The organism is Novosphingobium sp. GW835-FHT14H07, from assembly GCF_058793515.1.
Genome location: NZ_JBXAFX010000001.1, coordinates 82,708 through 109,675, shown reverse-complemented (window position 1 = coordinate 109,675; position 26,968 = coordinate 82,708). Strand labels below are relative to the sequence as shown.

The 26,968-nt window shown below is 63.2% G+C and carries 18 protein-coding genes; 6 read left to right on the top strand and 12 right to left on the bottom strand.

All coding sequences use genetic code 11. The features are described from left to right. Nucleotides 1-70 precede the first annotated feature (70 nt). The gene (locus AC1Q5P_RS00535) at nucleotides 71-2,626 is read left to right on the top strand and encodes a coiled-coil domain-containing protein (protein WP_492517859.1); all 2,556 of its coding nucleotides are present in this window, start codon (nucleotides 71-73) and stop codon (nucleotides 2,624-2,626) included. 10 nt (nucleotides 2,627-2,636) lie between these two features. Here AC1Q5P_RS00535 and AC1Q5P_RS00530 read toward each other — a convergent pair whose 3' ends face one another. From AC1Q5P_RS00530 to AC1Q5P_RS00520, 3 genes are read right to left on the bottom strand one after another with little or no spacing between them, the layout of a single operon-like run. Then, nucleotides 2,637-6,053: an error-prone DNA polymerase gene (locus AC1Q5P_RS00530; protein WP_492517858.1), complete on the bottom strand. Its 3,417-nt coding sequence runs from the start codon at nucleotides 6,051-6,053 to the stop codon at nucleotides 2,637-2,639. Between the two features lie 3 nt (nucleotides 6,054-6,056). Continuing rightward, nucleotides 6,057-7,490: a UdgX family uracil-DNA binding protein gene (locus AC1Q5P_RS00525; RefSeq protein ID WP_492517857.1), complete on the bottom strand. Its 1,434-nt coding sequence runs from the start codon at nucleotides 7,488-7,490 to the stop codon at nucleotides 6,057-6,059. After that, complete coding sequence (locus AC1Q5P_RS00520) at nucleotides 7,487-8,734, bottom strand: putative DNA modification/repair radical SAM protein (RefSeq protein WP_039331064.1); 1,248 nt, start codon at nucleotides 8,732-8,734, stop codon at nucleotides 7,487-7,489. The genes AC1Q5P_RS00525 and AC1Q5P_RS00520 overlap by 4 nt, the downstream gene beginning before the upstream one ends. 124 nt (nucleotides 8,735-8,858) lie before the next feature. On the opposite strand from AC1Q5P_RS00520, the gene AC1Q5P_RS00515 reads away from it, so the two are divergent. Continuing rightward, entirely contained in the window at nucleotides 8,859-9,755 is an 897-nt protein-coding gene (locus AC1Q5P_RS00515; protein ID WP_039331066.1) for an alpha/beta fold hydrolase, read from the top strand. 4 nt (nucleotides 9,756-9,759) lie between these two features. Here the strand turns inward: AC1Q5P_RS00515 and AC1Q5P_RS00510 are convergent, their stop codons facing one another. Together AC1Q5P_RS00510 and AC1Q5P_RS00505 are read right to left on the bottom strand one after the other, a co-directional pair. Further along, on the bottom strand, nucleotides 9,760-11,337 hold the full coding sequence (locus tag AC1Q5P_RS00510) for a DUF6504 family protein (protein WP_492517856.1): 1,578 nt from the start codon (nucleotides 11,335-11,337) through the stop codon (nucleotides 9,760-9,762). Then, nucleotides 11,246-12,013: a hypothetical protein gene (locus AC1Q5P_RS00505; protein ID WP_492517855.1), complete on the bottom strand. Its 768-nt coding sequence runs from the start codon at nucleotides 12,011-12,013 to the stop codon at nucleotides 11,246-11,248. The genes AC1Q5P_RS00510 and AC1Q5P_RS00505 overlap by 92 nt, the downstream gene beginning before the upstream one ends. Nucleotides 12,014-12,174: 161 nt before the next feature. Here AC1Q5P_RS00505 and AC1Q5P_RS00500 point away from each other — a divergent pair, with 161 nt between their 5' ends. Then, entirely contained in the window at nucleotides 12,175-12,657 is a 483-nt protein-coding gene (locus tag AC1Q5P_RS00500; protein ID WP_039331070.1) for a pyridoxamine 5'-phosphate oxidase family protein, read from the top strand. 72 nt (nucleotides 12,658-12,729) lie between these two features. Here AC1Q5P_RS00500 and AC1Q5P_RS00495 read toward each other — a convergent pair whose 3' ends face one another. Next, complete coding sequence (locus tag AC1Q5P_RS00495) at nucleotides 12,730-14,250, bottom strand: amino acid permease (RefSeq protein ID WP_039331072.1); 1,521 nt, start codon at nucleotides 14,248-14,250, stop codon at nucleotides 12,730-12,732. 205 nt (nucleotides 14,251-14,455) lie between these two features. Here AC1Q5P_RS00495 and panB point away from each other — a divergent pair, with 205 nt between their 5' ends. Both panB and AC1Q5P_RS00485 read left to right on the top strand, forming a co-directional pair. Then, nucleotides 14,456-15,325, top strand: a complete 870-nt coding sequence (panB, locus tag AC1Q5P_RS00490; protein WP_039331074.1) for a 3-methyl-2-oxobutanoate hydroxymethyltransferase — start codon at nucleotides 14,456-14,458, stop codon at nucleotides 15,323-15,325. Between the two features lie 32 nt (nucleotides 15,326-15,357). Next, complete coding sequence (locus AC1Q5P_RS00485) at nucleotides 15,358-16,425, top strand: DUF475 domain-containing protein (RefSeq protein ID WP_062344439.1); 1,068 nt, start codon at nucleotides 15,358-15,360, stop codon at nucleotides 16,423-16,425. Nucleotides 16,426-16,429: 4 nt separating this feature from the next. Here the strand turns inward: AC1Q5P_RS00485 and AC1Q5P_RS00480 are convergent, their stop codons facing one another. The 6 genes from AC1Q5P_RS00480 to AC1Q5P_RS00455 form a co-directional block, all read right to left on the bottom strand. Beyond that, nucleotides 16,430-17,491 (bottom strand): CaiB/BaiF CoA transferase family protein, encoded by a 1,062-nt coding sequence (locus AC1Q5P_RS00480; RefSeq protein ID WP_492517854.1) that lies wholly within the window; start codon nucleotides 17,489-17,491, stop codon nucleotides 16,430-16,432. Between the two features lie 73 nt (nucleotides 17,492-17,564). After that, nucleotides 17,565-19,160 (bottom strand): tetratricopeptide repeat protein, encoded by a 1,596-nt coding sequence (locus AC1Q5P_RS00475; RefSeq protein ID WP_492517853.1) that lies wholly within the window; start codon nucleotides 19,158-19,160, stop codon nucleotides 17,565-17,567. After that, on the bottom strand, nucleotides 19,126-20,502 hold the full coding sequence (gene prsR / locus AC1Q5P_RS00470; protein WP_492476372.1) for a PEP-CTERM-box response regulator transcription factor: 1,377 nt from the start codon (nucleotides 20,500-20,502) through the stop codon (nucleotides 19,126-19,128). Before prsR ends, AC1Q5P_RS00475 begins: the two co-directional genes overlap by 35 nt. Further along, nucleotides 20,502-22,637 carry an XrtA/PEP-CTERM system histidine kinase PrsK gene (prsK, locus tag AC1Q5P_RS00465; protein ID WP_039331080.1) on the bottom strand — a complete coding sequence of 712 codons (2,136 nt, stop codon included), beginning with the start codon at nucleotides 22,635-22,637 and terminating at the stop codon, nucleotides 20,502-20,504. The genes prsR and prsK overlap by 1 nt, the downstream gene beginning before the upstream one ends. A gap of 12 nt (nucleotides 22,638-22,649) precedes the next feature. Then, nucleotides 22,650-24,035, bottom strand: a complete 1,386-nt coding sequence (locus AC1Q5P_RS00460) for a TIGR03013 family XrtA/PEP-CTERM system glycosyltransferase (protein WP_039331082.1) — start codon at nucleotides 24,033-24,035, stop codon at nucleotides 22,650-22,652. 201 nt (nucleotides 24,036-24,236) lie between these two features. Further along, nucleotides 24,237-24,509 carry a hypothetical protein gene (locus AC1Q5P_RS00455; protein WP_230487827.1) on the bottom strand — a complete coding sequence of 91 codons (273 nt, stop codon included), beginning with the start codon at nucleotides 24,507-24,509 and terminating at the stop codon, nucleotides 24,237-24,239. Between the two features lie 128 nt (nucleotides 24,510-24,637). Here AC1Q5P_RS00455 and AC1Q5P_RS00450 point away from each other — a divergent pair, with 128 nt between their 5' ends. Beyond that, entirely contained in the window at nucleotides 24,638-26,947 is a 2,310-nt protein-coding gene (locus AC1Q5P_RS00450; RefSeq protein WP_492517852.1) for a patatin-like protein, read from the top strand. Nucleotides 26,948-26,968 lie beyond the last annotated feature (21 nt).

The following is a 26,968-nucleotide window of genomic DNA, read 5'->3' as shown; positions in this document are numbered from 1 at the left end:
TGAAAGCGCTACGGGCCGAAGCGTTAAGGCGGGGTTTATGGATGGGTCGAAATCGTGATATGACAGCGTCATGAACGGGGGAAGACGGATCATTCCGATCGATGGCGTCAATGAGGACGCCGGTGAGGCAACCATGGCCGGGCCAACTGCGCCCGACGATCCCGGTCTGGCATATGCGCCTCCAGCTTTCCTTGAAAAAGCGTCTGCAAGCGATTGGGATAGCTCTGAAATGCCTCCGCCTGACAAGGCTTGGCCGGTGCTCCTGCTGGCCGGTGGGGTGATCGCGGGTTGGACGGCCTTCTTCGTATGGGCCGTGATCCTTGCGCAGCCGGCACCCGCGTCCGCACAGCAATGGGCATGGTGGTCAACGCAATGGAGCGTGCCTGTCCTGCTTGTGCTCGTCCTGCTCCTGGTGGTCATGCGTACAAGCCGGCGGGAAGCGGCCCGCTTCGCCGATGCGGCGCGTCTGCTTTCGAACGAATCGGCCGACCTTGAAAGGCGCCTCGTCTCGATCAACACCGAACTCGCGCTGGCCCGCGACTTCATGGCCGCGCAAGGCCGCGACCTCGATTCGCTGGGACGGATTGCGGTCGATCGCCTTTCGGGCAGCGCCTCACAGCTTGATGGGCTGATCAGCAGGAACGGTACGCAGATCGACAGGATCGCCGAAGTTTCAGCAGCCGCTCTCGACAACATGGAGAAGCTGCGTGGACAGCTGCCGGTCATTGCCAATGCCGCCAAGGACGTAACCAACAACATCGGCAATGCCGGACGCACCGCGCATCTGCAGCTTGAAGAACTGGTCTCGGGCTTTCAGCGCCTCAACGAGTTCGGCCTTGCGAGCGAACGGCAGGTCATGTCGTTTCGCGACCGGGTCGACAGTGCTCTTGAAGGCTTTGCCAAGGCTTCCGAAGACCTCGGCCTTCTTGCCGAGAATCGCTTCGATGCGCTGACGCAGCGCAGCGCCGATCAGGCAGCCCTGGCAGCCGATGCGGAGCAGGCTGCCCTTGCGGCTTGGCGGGAGCGGAGCGATGCGCATGCGGCATCCCTCAAGGAAACTCTCGCCCAACTCGGCGAGGCGCACGAGGGACTCATCGCGGACTCGGCCGGACGTCTGGCACGCTTCGAGGAGGCCGCGCGTTCGCTCACCGCAATGCTCGAAATCCAGGGCCGCGACCTTGACGAACAGCTGGCGCGAAGGCGGGCATCTGCCGAAGCCGGCGCTGCGGAACAACGCGTGGCTCTCGAAAAGCGTCTGGCGGAAATTGACGAAGCCGTTGCCGAGCGCCGCTCTGCGATGGAGCGAGCCGCCGCTTCTGCTGCCGAAGCTTTGGCGTCCAAGCTGGCCGAGCTTGACCAAGCGATCGAGGCACAGCGCAGGACCCAACTTGTCGAGGCGGAGAATCTCGCCTCCAGATGCGAGGAAATCGGAAGCAAGGTCAGTGCTTTCTCCGAAGTACTTCGCAACTCTGGTGAACAAGGCGCGCAGACAGCGTCCCAGGTCGACCAAGCAATGGGTGACCTTAATGCGCGGTTGGGTGAAATGCGCCACGCGCTTTCGGGCACGGACCTGCAGATCGGTGAATTGACCGACTCCGCCGTAAGGCTTCTCGAACTGATCCAAGCCGGTGGCGACCACACGCGCACCCAGATTCCGGAAGCCCTGCGCAGCACCGAGGCCGGGCTCAAGGGTCTGGAGGACCGCGTGTTCACTTTGCGCGATACCTTGCGCGAGGCAGGCGACGGTGGGCGCAGCCTGGCCGAAACCGTTGGGTCTGCTCGCAATGAAGTTTCCAGCACGATCAAGGAATTGCAGAAGGCGCAGAAGACACTGTCCGAGCAAGCGGCCGAGCGCGAGAAGCAACTCGATGCGTTGCGAGAGGTGCTGGCAGGGGTGCGCGCGGAAAGCGATGCGCTTTCGCGTGACATCGAGAGCCGGCTTTCGGGAGCAATTGGCAGCTTGAACGAGGCTGCGGCCAAGGCTGGCGAAGACCTGCGCGCCAGCACTGCGGGTGAAATCGAAGGCTTGGCCGAAAGGCTTGGCGAACAGAGCAGCGCTGCCATTGCGCGCGTGCTTCAGGGGCGCGCGGCCGAACTTGTCGGTCGCCTGGAGGAAGCCATCGATGCTGCCGCGGCAGCAAGTCGGGACACCGCAATCCAGATGCGTGACCAGTTGGCCAAGGTTGATGAACTGGCCGGCAATCTGGAGGCGCGGGTCGATCGGGTTCGCGAAAAGGCAGAGGAAAAGGTCGATAACGACTTTGCCCGTCGTGCCGCCTTGATCACGGAATCGCTGAATTCGTCAGCCATCGACATCGCCAAGGCGCTTTCGACGGATGTCTCGGAAACCGCTTGGGCATCGTACCTGCGCGGGGACCGCGGCATCTTTACGCGCCGCGCCGTTTCGCTGCTGGAGAGTGCCGAAGCAAAGGCGGTTCAGGCGCATTATGAAGCCGAAAGCGAATTCCGCGAACACGTGAACCGCTACATACACGACTTCGAATCCATGTTGCGCCAGTTGCTTTCCACGCGTGACGGTAACGCTCTGGGCGTTACGCTGCTCTCGTCCGACATGGGCAAGCTCTATGTCGCACTGGCGCAGGGGATTGAGCGCCTGCGTACCTGAGTTTGCGCCTCTAATGAAAATCGCGTGACTTGGGGATGATCCTCACGTCACGCGGGTGCGTGCGGGCACCGGGTCCGGCTCTTTCAGGGATCGGCCTGTTGCACTCGTCCGCGCGCGCAATCGGCGGCAGCAGCCTGTCGGCATCTGACAGCGCATCTAGGCTGGCGCTGGCGTCGGTCAAGTTCATGGCGATGACATGGATGACCTCGTCGTCGTACTCCACCCGCCCACGCACTTCCATCAGCCGTGCGCCCATGATGACCTTGCGCTGCTTCTCCATAAGGTCAGGCCAGATCACCAGATTGACCACGCCGGTCTCGTCCTCGAGCGTGATGAAGCAGACGCCCTTGGCGCTGCCGGGGCGCTGGCGCACCAGAACTACGCCGGCCACCAGCACCGTGGCGCGATACTTGTGGCTCCTGAGGTCTGCCGCCCGCACGAAGCCACGCTCGCCCAGCATCGGTCTCAGGAAAGCCAGTGGGTGCGCCTTCAGCGACAGGCGATGCGTCTGGTAATCAGCCACGACCTCTTCCGACAGCGGCATCATCGGCAGCACGGCGCGGGTACGCTCCTCGCCTTCCGAACGTGACGTCATGGCGGCAAACAGCGGCAGTTCCTTGGGCGCGACAAGGCTGCGGGCATCCCACAGCGCCTGCCTGCGCGACAGGCCAAGCGAGCCCAGCGCATCGGCTGCGGCAAGCCGCTCAACCACTGCCGGAGACAGCCCGGCCCGTTCCTTGAGGCTGGCCGCATCGGTGAAGGCCCCGCCCGCGCCCCTCGCCGCGACGAGCATGGCAGCCGCATGTTCGGGAAAGCCATCGATCTGCCTGAAGCCAAGGCGGAGCGCGCCTCCCCCCTGCTCCAGCGTACAGTCCCAGTCCGAGTGGTTCACATCGACCGGCAGCACCGGCACGCCATGCCGGGCCGCATCGCCCACGATCTGTGCGGGCGCGTAGAAACCCATCGGCTGCGAATTGAGCAGGGCACAGGCAAAGGCCGCCGGATAGTGGCACTTGAACCATGATGAAACGTAGACGAGGTGGGCGAAGCTGGCGGCGTGGCTTTCGGGAAAGCCGTACTCGCCGAAGCCCTTGATCTGGTTGAAACAGCGTTCGGCAAAATCGGGATCATAGCCGCGCTCAACCATGCGGCCGACCATCATGTCTTCAAGTTCGTGCACCATCCCTCGCGAACGGAAGGTGGCCATGGCCTTGCGCAGGCGATTGGCTTCAAGGCTCGAGAACTTCGCTGCATCGAGCGCAATCTTCATGGCCTGCTCCTGGAAGATCGGGACGCCTAGGGTGCGGTTGAGAATCGAACTCAGTTCATCTGCAGGGCCATGTTCTGGGCCGGGCGCAGGTATCTCCACCTTCTCCTCGCCCCGCCTGCGCTTGAGATAGGGGTGGACCATGTCGCCCTGGATCGGCCCCGGGCGGACAATGGCAACCTGGATCACGAGATCGTAGAACTGCCGCGGCCGCAAGCGCGGCAGCATGTTCATCTGCGCACGGCTTTCCACCTGGAACACGCCAAGGGAATCCCCCTTGCACAACATGTCGTAGACCGCCGGATCTTCGCGCGGGACTGTGGCCAGCGTCAGATCACGGCCGTGGTGCGCACCCAGCAGATCAAGGCACTTGCGAATGCAGGTGAGCATGCCGAGCGCGAGCACATCGACCTTGAGGATGCCAAGCGCGTCGATGTCATCCTTGTCCCATTCGATGAAGCTGCGATCGGCCATCGCGCCATTGCCGATCGGCACTGTTTCCGTCAGTGGTCCTTGTGTCAGGATGAAGCCGCCAACATGCTGGGAAAGATGGCGCGGCATTCCAATCATTTGCTGGGCTATGCTGATCACGCGCCTGAGGTAGGGATCGGTACCGTCCAACCCGCTTTCGTTGACGTTCTTCTCGCCCACTTCGGTACCCCAGCTGCCCCAGACAGTGCGAGCGAGCGCGCCGGTCACGTCTTCGGAAAGGCCCATGGCCTTGCCCACCTCGCGGATCGCCATGCGCGGCCGGTAGTGAATGACCGTGGCGCAGAGGCCTGCTCGGGTGCGACCGAAACGGCGGTAGATATACTGGATGACCTCTTCGCGTCGCTCATGCTCGAAATCGACGTCGATATCAGGCGGCTCCTTGCGCTCTTCGGAGATGAAGCGATCGAACAGCAACGCATGCTTGGCGGGATCAACGGCAGTGATGCCGAGGCAGTAACAGACCGCGGAATTGGCAGCTGAACCACGCCCTTGGCACAGGATGGGTGGATCACAATTACGGGCAAAATCAACAATATCCTTGATGGTCAGAAAGTAGGTTGCGAGGTTCAGCTTGCCGATGAGGTCAAGTTCGCGACGCAAGGTTTCACCCACGCCATCGGGCACGCCTTCGGGATAGCGTCCGCGTGCCCCTTCCCAGGTTTGCATCTCCAGCCAGGATTGCGGATCGTGGCCCTCCGGGCAGATCTCCTCGGGGTATTCGTAGCGCAACTCCCTGAGATTGAACTGGCAGGAGTCCGCCAGATTGCGCGTCGCTGCGATCGCATCGGGCCAGCGTTCGAACAGGCGCACCATATCCTGCGGAGATTTCAGGTGCCGTTCGGCATTGGGTTGGAGCAAGTGCCCGGCCTTGGCAACGGTGGTCTTGTGGCGGATTGCCGTCATCACGTCTTGAAGCGGACGGCGGTTTGGTGTCGCGTAGAGCACTTCGTTGGTAGCCAGCAGGCCGAGGCCATTGCTCCGTGCCAGACCGTTCAACCTTTCGATCCGGGCGATGTCGTCGCCGACGTAAAGGTAGCTTGCAGCCAGATGGCGCATGGTCGGCAAGCTGTGGACAAGCCGGGGGAGAAAGTCGGGAAAAGGCAGGGAAAGGCTGTTCCTGACCTGTGGAAGAGCTGGGGACTCTGCTCCCGGAAAAGCATAGACATTGCTTTCGCTTTCCACCGTAAACATCTGATCCAGATCAGCAGGCGGCACGAGGATCAGGTGGATGCCCTCGGCATGGGCTGCCAGCATGGGCAGATCGATCTCGCAGGTGTCTTTCGCCTGCCACTCTCCGGTGAGCGTGCGCATTCGCCCTTCGGAGATGAGCCGACACAGCCGGCCGTACGCGGCGCGGTCCTGCGGATAGGCCAGAAAGACAAGGTCTTCGACGGTTTCGATCCGGCAACCGATAACCGGACGTAGCCGCGCAGCCTCGGCCTCGGTATGCAGGCGCACCACGCCAGCCATGGTATTGGCGTCGGCAATGCCAAGAGCATCGTATCCCAAGGCACGTGCCGTGGTGACGAGATCGATCGCGTCCGACGCGCCACGCAGGAACGAAAAGCAGGTCGCCAGGCCCAGTTCCACGAACGGTGCCGGCGGCAGGTCGCCCTCGTCCACCGGTTCGACATGGCGGCGGCGCGGTGTCAGCGGCTGTTCGGGCATGATTTATGCCGATAGTTCCGAAAGCCTCTGCGCTACCTTGCGCAAGTCTTTGGCAAACTTTGCCTCTTCCTCGGCACGACCGTGATCGTGCAGACGCAGCAGATAGCTGGGGTGCGTGGTGATCCACAGCTCGCTGCCATCTGCCAGCGCCTGAGGTTCGCCTCGCACTTTTTGCACGCTGACTGTTTTGCCGAGAAGGCTGCGTGCCGCGCTTGCGCCCAAGGCGAGAATGAGCCGGGGCTGGACCAGCGCGCGCTCGCCATCAAGCCACCAGCGGCAGATGTCGATTTCCTTGGCGGTGGGATTCTGGTGGAGGCGGCGTTTGCCGCGGGGGACAAACTTGAAGTGTTTGACCGCGTTGGTGACGTAAGTGCGTTCGTCCGAAATGCCTGCTTCTTCGAGATGCGAACGCAGCAGGCGGCCGGCCGGACCGATGAACGGACGGCCCTGCTCCTCTTCGGTATCGCCCGGCTGCTCGCCCACGATCATGAGTGCGGCGGATGAGGGCCCTTCGCCCATGACTGCCCGGGTGCCGTTGCAGCCGATCTCGCAGCGGCGGCAGCCGAGGATCGCTTCGCCAATCGCGCCAAGGCTTTGCGGCCGTTCGCCGAAGTCCTGTTCGCCCGCCTTCACCATCTGTGCCTCGCGTGCCTGCGCTCCGGCGATCAACTCGGGGATGAGCGCCGCCTCCGGCATGTTCTTCCAGTACTTGCGGGGCATTTCCTTGAGCATGGCCCCGACCTTCAAACGCGCAGGATTGAAGATCGACGCATAATACTTCCGCCACAGGGCCTCGACCGGATCGCCAGAGGGAGCATCGGCCCGGGTAGCCGGCGGGCCTTCCTGCAGCGCCTCGCCATCCCAGTGCAGGGTACCGCGCGGGGTGAGGATCGACCAGCGCATGGTGGTGAAGCGGCGCACGAAGAACCCGGCGTTGGCGCGCAGGATATGATGCTCGGGCTCGAACCAGGCGACATAGCGCTCGCTCCCCTCACCCTCGACGCTGCGGAAGCGGACGAAGGCGCGCATCTTGTGGATGTCGCGCCGGACCTGCCGCGCCAGATCCTCCATCGAGCGGACGTCGGGGTCCGCCTTGTCCTCCATCAGGCGCGGGCGGGACTGCAGGCGCCACAGCACGCGATAGAGCAGGGAAAAACGCGTGGAATCAGAATGAAGGATCGCGCTTTGGGCAAGTTGCAGGAAGTCTCGTGAAACGCGCGGTTGCGGGGCATCGGCAGGGGGCGACGGCAGGCGACGGTCCCCTTGGGCGAACAGGTCCGCTCCCGGATCGGCCGGCGATTCCCAGGTGATCCGGTCTGGCGGCACATCAGCGCGGACCATGCGACGGGCAGCATCACGCCAGCCTTCGAAATCATCGGGCGCGGCAAGCTGGATCCGGAACGCTTCGGCCAGGCGCATGTCGCGGAACGGCTTCATGCGAAGAGTTCCATCTGGGCAGGCTTGGTCGCGGGTACCAGAAGGCTGTGCAGATCTGCCCGGTCGGTCAGCATGACCGGCCGCCAATCCTCGGTGACGATGAACGGACGCACTTTGGCAATGGAGACGGTAAGCTTGCCGACATCGGCGAGACGCAGGCGGCGTTGGCGGCGCGCGGCGACGAGCGCGTTGACGGCTTTCACGCCCAAGCCCGGCACGCGCAGCAGCTTCTCGCGCGGGGCACGGTTGACGTCGACCGGGAAATCTCCGCGAAAGCGCAAGGCCCAGGCGAGCTTGGGGTCGATGTCGAGCGGAAGCATGCCATCGTTGCCGGCGGCCTGCTGCACCTCGTGCGGGGCAAAGCCGTAGAAGCGCATCAGCCAGTCGGACTGATAGAGCCGATGTTCGCGCATCAAGGGCGGACGCTTCAGCGGCAGGACTGCGCTGGCGTCGGGGATCGGGCTGAAGGCTGAGTAATAGACGCGGCGCAGGCGGAAGCGATCATAAAGCGTGCTGGCGCGGCCGACGATATCGGCATCGGTCGCGGCATCGGCACCGACGATCATCTGGGTGGACTGGCCGGCGGGGGCGAATTTCGGCGCATGGCGGAAGCGCTTGCGGGCGTCCTTGGCCTCGACAATCGCTTCCTTCAGCGACCCCATGGCCCCTTCGATCTGCGGTGCGGACTTGTCGGGCGCGAGGCGGGTCAGGCCGGCTACCGTTGGCAACTCGACGTTGATCGAGACGCGATCGGCATAGAGCCCGGCCTGGGCGACCAGCTCGGGATCGGCTTCGGGAATCGTCTTGAGGTGGATATAACCCCGAAAATCGTGTTCTTCGCGAAGGATACGGGCGACTTCTATCAACTGCTCCATGGTGTGGCTGGAGCTTTTGACGATGCCGGAGGAAAGAAACAGGCCTTCGATATAGTTGCGGCGGTAGAACGACAGGGTCAGGTCCACCACCTCCTGCGGGGTAAAGCGCGCGCGGCGGGTGTTCGAACTCTTGCGGTTCACGCAGTAATGGCAATCGAACACACAGTGATTGGTCAGCAGGATCTTGAGCAGCGAGATGCAGCGACCATCGGGCGCATAGGCGTGGCAGATGCCCATGCCCTCGGTCGACCCGATGCCTTTTCCGCCCTTGCTGTTGCGCTTGGTGGTGCCCGACGAGGCGCAGGAGGCATCGTACTTTGCGGCATCGGCCAGGATTTCGAGGCGTTCGAGAACGGTAAGCTGCGACATTCGTTCCTTATATGTTCTTTCAGCCTCCAGTGCCAGCCCGTACCTGTGGGCAGACGGGCATCGGAACGCGAAACGGGACGAGCCGTTCAGGCACCACACGGGCGGGGCCTGAGGAGACAGTTTGATGCCGATGATCGAGACCCGGGATGGGACCCGCCTTTATGCCAAGTCGTGGGGCGATGGGCCGCCGGTGGTGCTGATCCATGGCTGGCCACTCTCTGGCGACAGCTGGGACCCGGTGAGCAACGCACTGGCCGATGAAGGCTTCCGTGCGATTGCCTATGACCGGCGCGGGTTCGGACGGTCGGACCAGCCTTCGGATGGCTATGACTACGATACCTTTGCCGACGATCTGGCTGACGTCATGGCAGCAATGAATGCCAATAACGGCGCGGCTCTGGTCGGATTCTCGATGGGCGGTGGCGAGATCGCGCGCTACATGTCGCGCTATGGCGGGCAGGGCGTTTCGCGCGTGGCGCTGGTGTCATCGGTCGTGCCCTACATGCTCCAGACCGACGACAATCCCGAGGGCGTGCCGCAATCGACGTTCGATGAGATGACCGAAGGCATGCTGGAGGACCGTGCGAAATTCTTCACCGGCTTCTTCCGCGATTTCTATGGCGTGGGCATGCTGAGCAAGCCGGTCAGCGACGAGACGCTGAAGCTGTCCTGGGCGACCGCCATGCAGGCAGGCCTGAGGCCCACGCTGCTTTCGGCGAAGGCTTTTGCCACCACCGATTTCCGGGGTGACCTGCCCTCGTTCAGCGTGCCGACGCTGGTGATCCACGGGACTTCGGACGCCACTGTACCGATCGAGGCAACCGGACGTGCCGTGGCCAGGGCCGTACCACACGCGACGCTGATCGAGTACGACGGCGAGCCGCATGGCCTCTTTGCAACGCAGACCGAGCGTCTGACCAAGGACCTGCTCGATTTTGTTTCCGGCCGTCCGGCAGAGACCATGCCGCAGGAAGTGATCGATACCTTGACGGCGCAAACGATCGTTGCGCCATCGATCTGATGCTTCAGGCAAAGAGCCCCTGGATGAACCATTCGGGGGCTCCACCGCGGCCATCGCCGATCACGCCGTGGCGATAGATCCAGTAACGGCGGCCGACTTCGTCCTCGATCCGGTAGTAATCGCGCAAGCGCACGGTAGAGCGTTCACGCCACCATTCGGGGGCAATGCGTTCAGGCCCCTCGGCGCGGACGACCTTGTGCAGCTGGCCGCGCCATTGGAACTGGCGAGGTAGACCGTCCGGAGTTTCATAAATAACCGAAACTGATTCCGGTTTATCCAATATTTTCAGTGGCCTGCGATGAAAACGCAATTCTTCCTGTGAAGATGACATATCTGCCAGTGGAGGCTGCCAGCGCTGGGCGCGTTCAGGCACATGGCTGCCATGAACGACCGGGCGGCGCACCGCTTCTGGCCCGAGCCGTACGGTCAGGCGATCGATACAGGCGGCAAGGCTGGTACCATGGCGCTCAGCCGCGGCATCGAGATCGGCCTGGGACAGATTCAGGGGTTCGGCCCATGGCACGCGCAGGCGCACGAGTTCTATCCCGAACCCGGCATCGAGATCATCGAGCCGCGCGGCAAACAGGCGGCAGATATGGGCCGGATCGCGCGAGGCGGCGGCCATCTCGAGCCGCCGCACCATGACCTCGCCATCGACCTTCCACATTCCGAGCTCGAGGCGACGTGCGCCCTGCCCCAGTCCTTCGAGCAAGCGCGCCAAGTCGGCAGCGAGGTCCTCGACCACGCGATCGAGCAGAGTGCGGTGGCGGATCGGTTCCATCAGACGGCGCTGAACCATCGGGGCGGGCACGCCCACGACAGGCAGCAGCGGTTCGGGCCGCAAACCGAAGATCTGATCAAGCCGCAACAGCGGGTTCGCTGCAGCCGATCGGTGGTTGCGGAAGCGACGGGCGAGGTTCTCACGCGTCAGGCCTTCGATCTGACCCAATCGCTTGAGGCCGAGCCGGCGCAGCAGCAGGATCACATCGGCATCAAGACGCAAGGCGGCTACAGGCAGATCGGCAAGGAATGTGCGTGGGTCTGCCTCTGGGGGCTGGATTGCAGCCACAGGTCCGTGCCGCGCAAGCGCCCAAGCCGCGCCTGCAGTGGGGGCGAGCGCAGCACGGGCCGTCAAACCACGCTTGTTCAGCAGGGCCAACGTGTCAGCGATCAGGGCTTGCTCGCCGCCGAACAGGTGAGCCACGCCGCTGGTGTCGACGAGCAGGCCATCGGGGGGATCAAGCGCGCTCCATGGCCCCCAGCGTTGCGCCCACAGGGCAAGGTTTTCAAGAAAGGCGAGGTCGCCCGCAGCATCAGCGGGGCGCACGGCGAGCGCGGGACAGAGCGTACGCGCATCGGTGAGGCGCATTGACGGCACAGCCCCCGCGGCATGGGCAGCAGCGTTGGCGGCAGCAATGCGCGGGCCGTGGGCGGTATCTTCGATCAGAGCGAGCGGGGTGGCGTCGAGCCCTTCTCCGTGAGCCAGCCCCTCAACCAGTCGCCAGCGATCGATCGCCAGATTCGTGCACCAGATCGCCATGATCCGGCGTGAAGGGTTCGGCGACGAGGAGAGCGTCGTCATCGCGCAAGATCCATTGTCCGGGGTGGAAGGTGTGGGCACGAAACAGATCGGCCCGCCATGTGGCGATGCCCGGCGCATGGGCATTCCAGCGCGGGCGTGGCGAAGGCGCGGGCGCAATCTCCCAGCGCATTCGCGCTGCGCCGAGATCGCGCCTGGCATCGAGCCGGACCAGCCATAACGGCACGCCATGCTTTTCCGCCGCGAGGCTGAGGCGGCGCGACGCGGTGAAATCGAGGGCGCGAGGATTGCCTGCAATCTCGCCAATCACGAAAGCCATATCGTGGCAGCGCAAGCCCTCTTCCAGCGCGAAGAGGGCATCTTCGGGCGTGGCGGCGGCAACGTGGACAAGGCGATGGCGCAAGTCGGCCGCCAGACCGGGCAGGTAAGGCCTGCCGGAAAGACGCAGCGCCGCCTTGTCCTGCACCCACAGGAAGGGGCGGCGATCGTGCAGCTCTGCGGCGCGCTGCTGGCGCAAGGCATCGCGGGCCAGTGCCAGCGCCATTCCTGCCCCGCAGGCATCGCGGGCCCGCGCGAACAGTTCGACATGGGGGCAATCGAGGGCCAATCCCGGTGTCCAACGATGCGTCCGGTCCGACGCGCCGATACCGCGCACAAGGCCTGGAGCAAGAGTGCCGAGGGCTGCGACTGGATCGCGGATAGGGGCGTGTTCGATCATGCGATTCGTTCCTTTGTTCTTATTATGTTCTATTTTGAGGAACGCGCAATCCATGCATCCTTTCCCTTTTGTGCACAGCCTTGGGGAAAAACCTGGGGGGAACCTCACCCGCCTCGTCCCGTTCATCAGGCAACTGCCGACAAGCAAAGGACATTCCAGCGATGAAGTACGATCAGGGCAATCCCGAAGAGCTGCGCGAAAAATTCTGGAAGGCGATGTCGTCGTCGCCATATGTCATGCTCCAGCTCGACAACGATCCGGATTCGGCCGCGCCCATGACCGCGCAGCTCGACAAGGACGCCAACAGTGCGATCTGGTTCTTCACGAGCCGTGACAATCGCTTCGCCAAGATGGGCGGCGCCACCGCCACGTTCTCTTCAAAGGGACACGACGTGTTCGCCCGCTTCCACGGCATGCTGGTCGAGGAAACCGATCGCGCCGTACTGGAGAAGCACTGGAACAACTTTGTCGAGGCCTGGTTTCCCGGCGGGCCGGATTCGCCCAACCTGCTGTTCATGCGCATGAACCTGGGAGATGCATCGATCTGGGCTGGCGAAATGGGCCTGATCGGAACCGCAAAGATGGCGCTGGGCATGGACGTCACCAACGACGTCAAGGGCGGCTACACCGACACCCAACTCTAAGTCGTTCCATCGACAAAACGAAAAGGGCCGCCCCGGAAGGAGCGGCCCTTGTCATTTGCTCGAAGCAAAGGATCAGTCGATCGGCGGCACCGGCTGCGGCGGTGCGTCAGCGTCAGCTTCGTGCACTTCGACCGAACCGCGGCCCACGTGGCTGCGGCTGCGGCTGTAAGCATAATAGACCACCAGCCCGACCGCAGCCCAGATTACGAACAGCAGCTGGCTCTTCGCGTCGAGCTTGTAAAACAGGTAAAGGCAACCTGCGAACGCCAGCGGCGAAGTCAGGTAGATCGCCGGAGTACGGAACGGCCGATGACGGCCCGGTTCGCGGCGACGGATCACCAGAACCGCGATGGACACGGCGGCAAAGGCGAACAGCGTGCCCGAGTTCGAAATGTTGGCGAGCAGCCCGACCGGGAAGAACGCCGCGAACAGCGCCACGAAAACGCCAGTAATGATCGTGATCACGTGTGGCGTGTTGTAACGCGGATGAATCTTCGAGAACGAAGCAGGCAGCAGACCGTCGCGGCTCATCACGAAGAAGATGCGGGTCTGGCCGAACATCATCATCAGGATGACCGACGGCAAGGCAAGACCAGCGGCAAGGCCAATCAGGTTGCCGATCTGAGGCCAACCGATTTCACGCAGCGTCCATGCCAGCGCTTCCTTCGAGCAGACGACAGCCTGATCGCCCATGGCCATGCACTGCGCAGCAAGTTCCCGGCTCCCCGGCTCCATACCAAGACCGTTGGCGTCAAGCACAGGCTGTGCGCCGACCGAACCGATCACGCCCGCTGCAACCAGCAAGTAGAACACGGTGCAGATTGCAAGGCTACCGATCAGGCCGATCGGCATGTTGCGTTGCGGGTTCTTCGTCTCCTCCGCCGCTGTCGAGACAGCGTCGAAGCCAACGTAGGCGAAAAAGATCGAGGCCGCAGCCGCGCCGATCCCACTGAAGCCGAGCGGTGCGAAGGGCTCGAAGTTTTCCATCTTCATCACAGGCACGGCCAGAATGATGAACAGGGTGAGCGCCGAAACCTTGATCGCCACCAGCACCGCGTTGACCGAGGCGCTTTCCTTGGTGCCGATCACCAGCAGCCAGGTGACGAGCCCGGCAATCAGCATCGCGGGAAGGTTCACCACGCCGCCATCATAGGGCCCGCGCACCAGAAGGTCAGGTATGTCTATGCTGAAGGCGTTCTCGATCAGCCCGACGACATAGCCAGACCAGCCCACGCTGACCGCACCTGCCGCCACGGCATACTCGAGAATAAGTGCCCAACCTACCATCCACGCGATAAGTTCACCCATCACGGCGTAGCTGTAAGTGTAGGCAGAGCCCGAAACCGGGACCATCGACGCCATCTCGGCGTAACACAATGCCGCTACGGCGCAGACGAAGCCGGCGATGATGAAGCTGATCATCATCCCGGGGCCAGCCTTCTGCGCGGCCTCGGCCGTCAGCACGAAGATCCCGGTGCCGATGACAGCACCAACGCCGAGCATGGTAAGCTGGAAGGCTCCCAGCGAGCGATGCAACGATTTCTTTTCAGCAGTTGCTAGAATGGCGTCGAGCGGTTTGACGCGACCGAACATGAAATTCTCCCGCCTTGGTCCGGCACCTGAAACCAAAACGGTTGCGCCGGAAACCAGGTTATGGCGCGCAACGCTAGCGGGAACGTCCTTTCGCGCAAGCCATTTTTCCCCAGACTTGCATCAAAGATGTGCCACACATCGGGCCACCTTGCGGGTTTTCGACAAGCAAGTAGAAGCATCTGCCCGCTTCAGAGGATGCGCAACGATGTCCACGACCTTCCAGCTCGACACCGCCACCAGCCGCGCGAACCCTACGCCCGCACCGATGAAACGGCTGACGATCCCGGCGATCCGCCAGCGCAAGAAGGATGGCGTGACGAAGGAACCGGTCGTCATGCTCACCGCCTATACCGCGCGGCAGGCGCAGCTGCTCGACGCTCATTGCGACCTGCTGCTGGTGGGGGATTCGCTGGGCCAGGTGATCTATGGCTTGCCCTCCTCGGTGCCGGTCACGCTCGACATGATGGCCGCCCACGGCGCAGCGGTGGTGCGCGGATCCTACCATGCCGCTGTCGTGGTCGACATGCCGTTCGGTTCCTACGAAGCCTCGCCGCAGCAGGCATTCGAAAGCGCCTCAAGGCTCCTCAAGGAGACCGGTTGTGCCGCGGTCAAGCTCGAGGGCGGGGAAGCCATGGCCGAAACCGTCGCCTTCCTGACCAGACGCGGCATCCCGGTGATGGGTCACGTTGGCCTGACCCCGCAGGCGGTCAACGTGCTCGGCGGCTACAACGCGCGTGGTCGCAGCGAAGCCGAAGCCGCCAAGATCGTCGGCGATGCGCAGGCGCTGGCCGAAGCCGGCGCCTTTGCCATCGTGATCGAGGGCGTGGTCGAACCCATCGCCATCGCCATCACGCAGGCCGTGCCCTGCCCCACCATCGGCATCGGCGCATCGGCGCAGTGTGACGGACAGGTGCTGGTGACCGAGGACATGCTCGGCATGTTCGAGCGGGTGCCGCGCTTCGTGAAGATCTACGAGAATATCGCCGAGACCATCTCCGGCGCAGCCGCCCGCTATGCTGCCGAAGTGCGCTCTCGCGCGTTCCCCGGTATTGAACAGACCTATCAGCCGAAGTAACGCGCCGCGACACGCCAACAAGGGAATTCCGCTTGCTCCGCTTCTACAAGGGTTCGATCCTTTTCACGCTGGTCTGCCTGGCATTGGCCGTCGCCTATGGCTGGATGCAGACCGGCACCGCCAGTGGCACCATGTCCCTGCTATGGATCGTGTTCGTCCTTTCCATCCTCGAAATCTCGCTGTCGTTCGACAACGCGGTGGTCAACGCGGCCGTGCTCGAGGAAATGGACGAAATCTGGCAGAAGCGCTTCCTGACCTGGGGCATGATCATCGCCGTGTTCGGCATGCGCATCGTATTTCCGCTGGCCATCGTGGCGATTGCAGCGGGATTGGGGCCGGTAGAGGCCTTGAACCTCTCCCTGAACGATCCCAAGCGCTATGAAGAGATCGTCAGCAGCGCGCACGTTGGCATTGCCGGTTTTGGCGGCGCGTTCCTTGCAATGGTTGGCCTGAGCTTCTTCTTCGATGGCGAAAAGGAAGTGCACTGGATCCGCTGGGTCGAGGAAAAGCTCGCCGTCGTCTCCAACGTCAAGGCTGCCGAGATCGCGCTGCTGCTGCTCGGAATTTATGGCATCTCCCTGATGCTGCCTGAAGCCGAAGCCCTGACATTCATCGTCTCGGGCGTGCTTGGCCTGGTGACTTTCATCGCCGTCGAGGCGCTGGGCACCATCCTCGAGATGCGCGACGAGGCACAAAAGGCCGCAGGCGTGGTGGTGCGCTCGGGCCTTGGCGGTTTCCTCTACCTCAACGTGCTTGACGCATCATTCAGTTTCGACGGCGTGATCGGCGCATTCGCCCTGTCCAACAACATGGTCATCATCGCGCTCGGCCTGTCGATCGGCGCAATGTTCGTCCGTTCGATGACGATCATGCTGGTAAAGAAGGGCACCCTCTCGGAATACCGCTACCTCGAGCATGGCGCGTTCTGGGCGATCATCGCGCTCGGAGCGATCATGCTGCTGTCCGCGAAGTTCCATATTCCCGAAACGATCACCGGCCTGATCGGCGCAGCCCTTATCGGACTGTCGCTGTGGTGGTCGGTCCGCCACAAGCGCAAGTACCCGGACAGCGAGATCGACGCCGCCATCCGGGCAGACTGACCTCTCAGCCCCGCCCGGCCAGTGAGGGCTTGGGCGCGGGCGTACCGAGGAAACGCGGCGCCGGCGCAGGCATGACCATCCCCTCGTCTTCGACGAACGTCTCGCGCGCGGTGTTGTGGGGATGCTTTGGAGCCTCGCGCAAGCTGAGAACCGGAGCGAAGCAGATGTCGGTGCCATCCATGATCGCGCACCAGTCGTCTCGCGTCTTGGTCAGGAACAACGCGGCAAGTCGCGCCTTCAGGTCCGGCCAGACGCGCGGGTCCATCTGCGGGGCAAAAGCGGGATCGTCCTTCAGGCCGGTCTTTTCCAGCAGCAGGGCATAGAACTGTGGCTCGATCGAACCGATCGAGATCCACTTGCCGTCGCTCGTTTCATAGGTGTCATAGAAGTGCGCGCCGCCATCCAGCAGGTTGACGCCGCGCTCGTCTTTCCACCGGCCAAGCCCCAGGAAAGTATAGGTCATGGCCGAAAGGATCGCCGCGCCATCCACCATGGCGCAATCCACCACTTGCCCCTTGCCAGTGCGCTGCGCCGAGAACACGGCCGCCATCACGCCGAACGCCATCAGCATGCCGCCCCCGCCGAAGTCTCCGACAAGGTTGACGGGGAACTGCGGCTTTCCGCCCGCCTGACCGAAGCTGTGAAGTGCGCCGGCCAGCGCGATATAATTGATGTCATGCCCGGCAAGCGGAGCCATCGGCCCTTCCTGCCCCCACCCGGTCATGCGCCCGTAGACCAGCCTGGGATTGTCGGTGAGCAACACATCCGGTCCCAGGCCAAGCCGCTCCATCACACCGGGGCGATAGCCTTCGACTATGGCATCGGCGTCCTTCGCCATTTCGCGGATCCGGGGGATCGCGTCGGGGGCCTTGAGGTCAAGCTCGATCCGTTCGCGATTGCGGTTCAGGATATCGCGGTTGCCGCTGTCCCCAACACGGTCGCCCTTTGCGGGTCGGTCGATGCGGATGACGCGCGCACCATGGTCCGCCAGCATCATGCAGGCAAACGGTCCAGGGCCGATCCCTGCGAATTCGAGTACCGTCAGCCCTTCGAGCGCGCCTGCCATGATCCGTCTCCGCATTTAATCGTTCGATTGAATTCGGATTAAGGTCATGGCGCTCCTCTGTCGAGGACAGAGTTCATGACGGATTGCGCAATGCTCGCTGCTGCAGGATGCCCTCGATCGCGTCCTGCCCGGAATTGTCACCCAATGCAGCGCGTCCCGCAGACAGCAGCTTCAGGGCCTGCGGACTGCGAGGGTTCTGCCGCAAGTAGCGGGCGAGAACGCCGTTTGCTTCCACGGGCTTACCAATTGCACGCAAGGCGTAGTCTATTCTCTGCAGTGTCGGCAGGTTGAAGCGAATGACCGCTGCCCGACCGTACTGGTCAAGCGCCCCGGCTTGATCCCCAGCCATGAGCCGGGCATCGCCTGCCAGCAGCCACGCCTCAGCTGCGCCGGGATTGGCAAGCCGGAGACGGTCCGCAACCGACACAGCCTGACCAGCATTGCCGCTCGCGATCAGTCCGCGGATGTAGGGCACGGCGTTCGCCGCAAAGTTTGGCGCATCGCCATACGCCAACGCGAGCACAGGCAATGGCTGATCTGCGGAAATAACCGTCGCAGTGCGTTGGCCAGTTGCCTTCGATCGTTCCCGGTAGGACGCGGCGGCGAGCTTGTTCCCAAGACCCGCCTCGGCATCGCCAGCGAGCACCAGCAGATAAGGCGTGGCAAAGTCCTGCTTCGCCCAGGCAGACGCAATCTCGCTCGCCTGCTGATGAAGGCCCTGTCGTTCCAGAGCCCGCACCAACAGCATTCGCGCCTGCAGGTTATCGGGCTGCACGCGCAGCAGCCGGTCGAAATGGCCGACGGCAAGGTTGGCGTTGCCGGCGCGATATTCGAGAATGCCGTTGAGCAGCATAGCCGCAGGCATGTCGCGCAAGGCAGTGCCAGTCTGCAGCAGGATCTTGCGGGCCAGATCGGTCTGCCCTGCCCTAGCCGCCAGGACCGCCTGAAGATAGAGCGCGCGGACGTTGCCGGGATCGACCTTGGCCAGCTTGCGGCAGACGACCAGCATGGCTCGGTATTGCCCCATGTCGCCAAGCGTTGCAGCATATTCGCCCAGCAGCCCCACGTCATTGGGCGCAGCGCGAAGCCCTGCCTCGAACCAGGGCAATGCAGCCTGCAGGCCAAACTGTTCGCGTATCAGCAACCCCCGCAATTCAAGCGCGCGTGGGTCTTGGGGCGCCAACTCTACCGCACGCTCTGCCGCCTCGATCGCCTGGGCCTGCTCGCCGCCGCTGAAACGCAGCCGTGCAATGTCGACCCACAACGAAGCATTGTCCGGCGAGAGGCGATAGGACTGGTCCAGCGCCTGCCCGGCCGCTGCCAGCCGGCCGTCCATTAGCTCGATGCGTCCGCGCAGTTGCCAGCCATGCGCAGCGCTTTCGGCCCGGAAGTCACCGCCGTAAAGCACCTTGCGCGCCTCGCGCCGGTCCCCTTGCAGGAGCAGTGCCTCGCCGAGTTCCGCCCGCACGTCATCGGGGGACGCTCCCTGCCGAATCGCCGCCCGTAACGGCGCCTCGGCTGCGATGCCGTCGCGCTTCGCGATGGCATCGCGCGCCTTGGCGAGCAGGTCCGCTGGCACGTCGCCCCGCACCGGTCCGCCAAGGACCAGTGCAATCAGCGCGGCTGCGATGAACCTAGTTATGGAGATCGTACTGCTTGAGCAGGTCATAAAGCGTGGGCCTGCTGATGCCAAGCAGCCGCGCGGTGCTGGAGATGTTGCCCTCGCTTCGCGCAAGGGCATGGCGAATGACCTTGCGATCGGTCACTTCACGCGCAGTCTTGAGATTGAGAGGTGAGGCCTCCTGCGACTCGCCCGTCGGCAGATCGAGGTCGGCCGCAGAGACGAGCTTCCCGTCGGCCATGATTACCGCGCGCTTTACCCGGTTCTCAAGCTCGCGCACGTTACCCGGCCAGTTCCACCCATCGATGGCGGCCAGCGCATCGGGCGCGAAGCCCTTGACCGAAGGATTCATCTCCTTGGCAAAGCGCAGCAGGAATGACTTGGCGAGAAGCGTCGCATCGCCCGGACGCTCGGCCAGCCCCGGAATGCGCACCACGATCTCGGCCAGGCGATAGTAAAGGTCCTCGCGGAAGCGGCCGTCAGCGATCATTGCCTCGAGGTTCTGGTGCGTTGCGCAGACGATGCGCGTGTCGACCTCGATCGAACGTCGCCCACCGATCCGCTCGATGGTTCGCTCCTGCAGGAAGCGAAGCAGCTTCACCTGCAACTGCAGCGGGATGTCGCCGACCTCGTCGAGGAACAGCGTGCCGCCGCTCGCCAGTTCGATCTTGCCCTCGGTCGTCTTTACCGCGCCGGTGAACGCACCCTTTTCATGCCCGAACAGTTCGCTTTCCAGCAGGTTTTCGGGGATGGCCGCGCAATTGATCGCGACGAACGCGCCCTGTGCCCGGCCCGAGCAATCGTGCAGACCGCGTGCAAGAAGCTCCTTGCCGGTACCGCTGGCACCCAGCAGCATGACCGAGACATTGGTGTTGGCCACGCGCTCGATCGTACGCGCCACCTTGATCATCTCCGGTGCAGCCGTGATCATGCGACCAAGCACCTTGTTGTCCGACGAGGCCCGCGTCGCCAGGACACGGTTTTCCGCTTCGATCTGGGACAAATGCAGTGCGCGCCGCACGATCAGGCCCAGCGCGTCGATGTCCACTGGCTTCTGGTAGAAATCGTAGGCGCCCTTCTCGATCGCCTTCAGGGCCGATTCCCGCGCACCGTGCCCGCTGGCAACAATCACCTTGGTCTGGGGACGCAGCGCCATGATCTCGTCAAGCACGGCAAACCCCTCGGTCGTTCCATCCGGATCGGGCGGAAGGCCGAGATCGAGGGTCACGACAGCGGGCTCTTCCGACCTAAGCAGCGTCAACGCCGTTGCCCGGTCGCCGGCGATGACGACCTCGAAGTCCTCGTAGGCCCATTTGAGCTGAGCCTGCAGACCCGGATCGTCCTCGACGATCAGCAGCACCGGTCGCTGTCCGGACTTTGCGTCACTCATCATGCCACCTTTTTCCCATGGGGGGTGCTTTCCCCCTCAATCGAACTGATCAGCCCCTGCGCTGCCGCCAGCGGCAGGCGCACCGTAAAGCGGCTGCCCAGCCCTTCGCGGCTTTCAACCTCAAGCTTGCCGCGCATTGCCCGCACCATTTCGCGCGCTTCGTAGGCACCGATGCCGAACCCGCCTTGCTTGGTCGATACGAATGGCCGGAACAGCCGATTGCGGATGAATTCAGCGCTCATTCCGCAACCGGTGTCGATGACTTCGATCGTGCCGTAGAGCCCGTCGACGTTGCATTGCAGGAAAACCGCCATGCCCTCGGCGCTGGCGTCGATCGCGTTCTGCACCAGATGCAGGACCACCTGCTCGAGCACTTCACGGTTGGCCAGGACACGGCACGGCGCATCATGCGTGACGTGGACCTGCAACTGCCCCGGCGCATTGTAGCGATTGGCCACTGCGCGGATCACTTCGCTCGCATCGATGTCTTCGACGCGCTCTGCAGCATTGCCACCATAGCGCGAAAGCCTGGCCAGAAGAGCGTTCAGCTTGTCGGCGGAATTGCGCAGCGTGATCAGCATGTCCGCCCGGAATGCCGGATTTTCCGCATGCTTCTCGGCATTGCGCGAAAGCAGGCTCAACTGGCTGGCAAGGTTCTTGATGTCATGCATGACAAACGCCATGCGACGGTTGAATTCCTCGAACCGGCTCGCCTCGAGCAGCGCCGACTGGCCCGCATGCTCGGCGAGGTAGCTGGCCAGCTGCATGCCGACGACGCGCAGCAGGTCGAAATCCTCCCAATCGAGCTTTCGCGCCACTTGCGGGCGCCCGAGCACCACCAGACCGACGAGACGATCAAAGTGAAGCAGCGGCACCAGAGCCCAGGCGGAATGCTCTTCCACCAGCCACTGGGGCACGGCAGCATCCTCGCCCTGATGGTTCACGCCGGCACGCAGTTCGTCGAGGTCGACAATGAACCCCCGTTTCTCGAAAAAGTCGACCCGGTCGATCGACAGCGCCTCGGCAGGAACGTCGGCAGTCGGCCATTGCCAGCGCGCGGAAAGCACCATCTCGCCATTCTCGCCCTGGCACAGAAGCAGGCCCGCTGAACTGTCGGTGATGTCGGCGACCGCCTGGACCACGCGCTCATGCAATGACGGCGCATGCGTGCCACCGCGGCCGATCGTTCGGGTGAAGCGCAGCCACTCCGAGCGATAGTCGTAGCGGTGCTGGAAGAAGTGCTTGGCGAGCATGACCTTCATCCAGCCACGCAGGCGCCCCGAGGGCAGAATGGCCAGCACGAGCACGCTGGTCACGAACACGAAGCCCAGCTGCGCAAGCTGCCCGGCGTCGCCGCCGAGCCAGGTCAGCGATTGGGCTGCGCCAACCATCAGGATCATGTAGGCGCCGATCACCAGCAGCGAGAGCGACTGGAACGCCACCGCGCGCGACGGTGAGAAGCGCAGCGCCGACCGTCCTCGCACCGCACCAATGGCAAGCAACAGGGCGACGCCGATCTGCGCCACGCCGCGCATGGCTTCGAGTTCGACCGGCAAGGTCCGCGCGAGATAAGCAATCGTGTAAAGGTTGAGGTCGTATCCCCAAACCGTTGCCATCGCGATGCAGCTCCAGCGCAGCGCCACGCGCTGTTGCGCCATGGCCCCGGCATAGAGGTTATGCACCAGCACCAGCGCGCCCGTTGCAACCAGCAGCCGGAACAGCATCGAGATCTGGAAGATCATCGCCTGCGCCGCAGCGTTGCCGCCATAACGCACATTCAGCATGAGCAGGATGAACTGCAGTGTTTCGACGAAGATCAGCGCCGCCATGACCGGCCTGATCGGCGCCACACTCGTATGGCGCCCATCGCGGGAAAACAGCACGAACGCGAGGCTGAGCCAGGCGAAAGTGCGGAAGCTTTCGAATACCTGCGCGACCAGCGTCGCATATCCGGTGCCTGCGACCACAAGCGCCCAGGCACCGCTTACGATGAAGGCACCAAGCTCTGCCCGGGCAGACCCCTCCTGCGCGTTACGCCGGCGCTCCCAGCGCCAGCCTGTCAGCATCAGGAAGCAGAACGCGGCAATGAGAAATGCCCATTGCCCGAAGCCCTGCCATGACAAGGGGGTCTGCATCACGGCGCCTCCTTACCTAGCGCCCTCGTGCCAGAGCACGACGCGCAGAGTCTGAAGAAGGATCAGCAGGTCCAGGAAAGGGGTGTAGTTCTTGGCGTAGTAAAGGTCGTACTCGAGCTTGTGCCGCGAATCCTCGATCGATGCACCATAGGGATAATTGATCTGCGCCCAGCCCGTGATGCCGGGCTTCACCATATGTCGCTCGGCGTAATACGGCAGCTTTTCCTCAAGATCCGATACGAACTCGGGCCTCTCGGGACGGGGGCCGACAAAGCTCATCTCGCCTTTCAAAACCGACCATGTCTGTGGCAGTTCATCGATGCGGACCTTGCGGATGAAGCGGCCGATCCGGGTCACGCGGGGGTCGTTCTCCTGCGCAAACTGCGCACCGTTCACCTCGGCATCGGTACGCATCGAGCGCAGTTTGATCACATCGAACGGCTCGCCATAGAGGCCGACGCGGCGTTGGCGGAAGAACGCCGGCCCCTTGCTGTCGATCTTCACCAACAACGCAAACAGCACGATCACCGGCAGGGTCAGGACCAGCAGCAACAGGCTCGCCGTGATATCGAAGATACGCTTGGCCGCACTCGACAGGGCGCGGCCCGACGAAAACCCGTCCGAGAAGATCAGCCAGCTGGGGTTGACCGTGTCGAGATCGACCCTGCCCGTCTCGCGTTCCATAAACGTCGAGAAATCGTTGACGTGCACCCCCGTGGTCTTGATCCGCAGCAGATCCTTCAGCGGCAGCGCATTTCGGCGCTCTTCCAGCGCCAGCACGACTTCGCTTACACCCAGATTCTCCACATAGCGCGTGAGGTTATTGATCGCGTCGCGGTGTATCGCTTCCTCGACAACCGGTGCGGCGCTGCTCATGCCGATGTACCCGACAATGGCGAAGCCTGCCTCGGGCCGCTCGCCCAGCTTGCGCAGGCGATCCGCTCGCGCTCCGGCGCCCAGCACCAGCACGCGCCGACGGAATGCCGATGTCCCGAGAAGTCCTCCCAGCAGCAGACGGATTAGGACCAGGAAGGCCATGGCGATGAACATTGCGTAGAACAGGTTCGATCGCCACAGCGTGCGCCCCGGCAGCATGAAGTAGACGACGGAAAGGGCTATGATCCCGAGGCTCACCGCCACCAGCAGGCGGGCCGTAGCGTAGCGCATCGAACGCAGCGCGTCCGAGCCATAGACACCGACTGCGATCATCGCGGTCTGCACCAGCACCGCAAACAGCAGCAATGGCGTCAACCGCATGGGCACCATGCCCGGGTCGATGCCGATCTGGTGCGCGCGCAGTTGCCACCCCAGTTCGCCGGCGCCGATCAACAGGACAAAGTCCAGCAAGCCCAGCAGCAGGACGGAATGCGGTATGTAATGCTTGAACAGGCGGATCATTTGCCCGGCACTCGTCACCCCACTCGGGCACGGAATGGCCCAGTGGGGCGGTCTTACACCGCAAAGGGTAAAGCGTCGGTTACTCTGACACCGGCAAGCTCATAATCCGGAGTTCACATCTATCTGAAATATATAGAGAAAACTCCGCCCACAAAAACAATCTGTCGGCGGAGTTTACATTCTTGGCTGATCCGAGCGGATCTATTTGCCGTCGGCAACGTCCTTCGCCGCGTCTCCAATGTCCTTGGCCGCGCTCCCTACGTTATCGGCGGCACGCTCGATCGCAGTGTCGCGGCTCGCGCGGCTGTCCGCCATCTGCATGATGAAATAGCCACCAACGACCAGCGCGATCAAAAGGATAATGGCAACCAGCCAGCCACTGCCGCCGCTGCGCGGGCGTTCGTCATAGACTGTCGTATGCGTGTGTGCGGACCCGTCAGGTTCACGCACTTCTACCGTACGTTGCTCGACCATGGTTTCGTCCCTTCTGATGAAGCTTTTCCGTCCAACGCGCAGGCAAACATGACGTTCCTTTCATCCACATCCGCGCCTTCTCGCCAAAGCCTCTGGTTCGCGACGCGCTGGCGTGCCAATGTGCCTCAATGCGGCAGAAGGAACTGCGTCTCGCCCTCATCTGCTACGGCGGCATCAGCCTTGCCGTGTACATGCATGGAGTAACGAAGGAACTCTGGCACGCCACGCGCGCAAGCCGGGCATTCCACTGCCCGCATGAACCGAGCCCCGGTGGTGTCGAGGCGGTTTACCTGAGATTGTTCGAAGAGATTGCCCTGACCCGTGATCTGCGGCTGCGTCTTCTGCCCGATATCGTCTCCGGGGCCAGTGCCGGCGGGATAAACGGCGTGTTTCTGGCGCAGGCCATTGCCACGGGGCAAAGCCTGGAACCTCTCACGGCAATGTGGCTTGAACGCGCCGATATCGACGTCCTGCTCGATCCCGACGCAAAGCCGTGGAGCCGGTTCGCCAAGTTCTGGGCGCAACCTCTTGTCTGGTTCGTGCTGAAGCGGCCGGGAAATGTCGTCAGCAGTACTGTCGCGCCCGAGACTCGCTCCGAAGTGCGCCGCAAGGTCTCACGCCTGATCCGTGCGCGCTGGTTCGCTCCGCCTTTCAGCGGCATCGGCTTTTCCCGAATGATCGCCGATGCGCTCGACGCCATGGCAGCCACGCCGATGGGCGATCCGCTTTTGCCCGAAGGCCATCCCATGGACCTGCTGGTAACGGCGACCGACTTCAACGGCCATCTCGAAGAACTGCGCCTAAACAGCCCCGAAACGGTGGTCGAGAGCGAGCACCGCCTCTCGATAGGTTTCCGTCGATCGACCAGCAGGCATGGCAATCGGGACCTCGCACCATGCCCCGAACTGGTGCTTGCCGCCCGATCCACAGCCAGTTTCCCCGGTGCATTTCCGCCCCTAGTCATCGATGAGATCGATCAGCTCGTCGCCGAACGTGGCGCCACTTGGCCGGGACGCTCGCAGTTTCTCCAGCGCATCATGCCCAGCCATTGGAAGCGCGGCGACCTTGGCAGCGTGGCGCTCGTCGATGGCGCGGTGCTCGTCAATCGTCCCTTCGCGCAAGCCATCGGCGTCCTTCGTGACAGACCCGCGCGTCGTGAGGTCGATCGACGCTTCGTATATGTCGATCCCAGTCCCGATCACATGCGCATCGCGCCGAAGGGCGGGCGCACGATCGGCTTCTTTTCGGCCATCTTCGGCTCGCTATCCTCGATCCCGCGCGAACAGCCGATCCGCGACAACCTGGAATCGCTCGAGCGGCAATCACGACAACGGCAACGCCTTAGAACCATCGTCGATGCCCTTCGCCCCGAGATCGAGGAGACCGTGGAAGGGCTATTCGGCCGAACCCTGTTTTTCGATCACCCCAACCAGCGACGGCTCACCGCATGGCGCAACAAGGCCCAGCAAGCTGCTGCCGAGCGTGCGGGATATGCCTTCCACGGCTATGCGCAAACCAAGCTGGCCGGAATCGTCACCGATCTTGCGGCGCTGATCCACGAAGCCGCGCCAGCTGCAGCCTCGCTTGACAAGGTCGAGGCTGCCTTGTGGGATCACCTTGCCAGTACGGGGCTCGACCGCCTGTCGGCCTTGCGGGGGGGCGCAACCGACAAGGCCATTGTCTTCTTCCGCACCCACGATCTTTCTTTTCGTATCCGCCGCCTCAAGCTGCTCGCCCGCCGCCTGACGCACGATTGGGAGGAAGGTGAGAACGTCAGCATTATCGACCGCGAGGCCGCGCGAGATGCTGTCTACCGTGCCCAGGCGCTCTACCAGGGTCGAGAGACTTTCGAGGGTCTCGGCCCGGGCTTTGCCGAAACAGCTGCCTTGGTCACGGTCGATCCCGGCGCGGTTCTCAACGCAATCGCCACGCGGCGCGATCTCGTCGGGCTGGACCTACAGGTCGATTCCATGCTCGTGGCCGCACTTGAAAAGATGGACAAGTCGCTCCGCCGCCGCTTCCTCCACGCCTATCTGGGCTTTCCGTTCTACGACACCGCCACTCTGCCCCTGCTGCAGGGTGAGGGGATGGGCGAGTTCGATCCGGTAAAGGTCGATCGCATTTCACCAGATGATGCCACGTCCATCCGCAAGGGCGGCACGTTCGCGTGTCTGCGCGGGGTCGAATTCTTCAACTTCGGCGCGTTCTTCAGCCGCGCCTACCGCGAGAACGACTATCTGTGGGGCCGCCTCCACGGCGCCGAGCGCATGATCGACCTGATCTGCTCCACGGTAGAGAACCCGCTACCACACGAAGTGATCGCAGCCTTCAAGCGCGACGCCTTCCTGGCGATTCTGGAGGAGGAGCAGGGGCGGTTGATGGCCGAGCCGGGACTGGTGGACCGGGTCCGCACCGAAGTCCTTGCCGCATTTCAGTGAGCTGAACTGCGCCCCCGCGCA

Bases quoted from the DNA above. Each gene is read 5' to 3' on its own strand.
- AC1Q5P_RS00535 (WP_492517859.1), top strand. From the start codon at position 71: ATGAACGGGGGAAGACGGATCATTCCGATCGATGGCGTCAATGAGGAC.
- AC1Q5P_RS00530 (WP_492517858.1), bottom strand. From the start codon at position 6,053: ATGCCCGAACAGCCGCTGACACCGCGCCGCCGCCATGTCGAACCGGTG.
- AC1Q5P_RS00525 (WP_492517857.1), bottom strand. From the start codon at position 7,490: ATGAAGCCGTTCCGCGACATGCGCCTGGCCGAAGCGTTCCGGATCCAG.
- AC1Q5P_RS00520 (WP_039331064.1), bottom strand. From the start codon at position 8,734: ATGTCGCAGCTTACCGTTCTCGAACGCCTCGAAATCCTGGCCGATGCC.
- AC1Q5P_RS00515 (WP_039331066.1), top strand. From the start codon at position 8,859: ATGCCGATGATCGAGACCCGGGATGGGACCCGCCTTTATGCCAAGTCG.
- AC1Q5P_RS00510 (WP_492517856.1), bottom strand. From the start codon at position 11,337: ATGACGACGCTCTCCTCGTCGCCGAACCCTTCACGCCGGATCATGGCG.
- AC1Q5P_RS00505 (WP_492517855.1), bottom strand. From the start codon at position 12,013: ATGATCGAACACGCCCCTATCCGCGATCCAGTCGCAGCCCTCGGCACT.
- AC1Q5P_RS00500 (WP_039331070.1), top strand. From the start codon at position 12,175: ATGAAGTACGATCAGGGCAATCCCGAAGAGCTGCGCGAAAAATTCTGG.
- AC1Q5P_RS00495 (WP_039331072.1), bottom strand. From the start codon at position 14,250: ATGTTCGGTCGCGTCAAACCGCTCGACGCCATTCTAGCAACTGCTGAA.
- panB (WP_039331074.1), top strand. From the start codon at position 14,456: ATGTCCACGACCTTCCAGCTCGACACCGCCACCAGCCGCGCGAACCCT.
- AC1Q5P_RS00480 (WP_492517854.1), bottom strand. From the start codon at position 17,491: ATGGCAGGCGCGCTCGAAGGGCTGACGGTACTCGAATTCGCAGGGATC.
- AC1Q5P_RS00475 (WP_492517853.1), bottom strand. From the start codon at position 19,160: ATGACCTGCTCAAGCAGTACGATCTCCATAACTAGGTTCATCGCAGCC.
- prsR (WP_492476372.1), bottom strand. From the start codon at position 20,502: ATGAGTGACGCAAAGTCCGGACAGCGACCGGTGCTGCTGATCGTCGAG.
- prsK (WP_039331080.1), bottom strand. From the start codon at position 22,637: ATGCAGACCCCCTTGTCATGGCAGGGCTTCGGGCAATGGGCATTTCTC.
- AC1Q5P_RS00460 (WP_039331082.1), bottom strand. From the start codon at position 24,035: ATGATCCGCCTGTTCAAGCATTACATACCGCATTCCGTCCTGCTGCTG.
- AC1Q5P_RS00455 (WP_230487827.1), bottom strand. From the start codon at position 24,509: ATGGTCGAGCAACGTACGGTAGAAGTGCGTGAACCTGACGGGTCCGCA.
- AC1Q5P_RS00450 (WP_492517852.1), top strand. From the start codon at position 24,638: ATGCGGCAGAAGGAACTGCGTCTCGCCCTCATCTGCTACGGCGGCATC.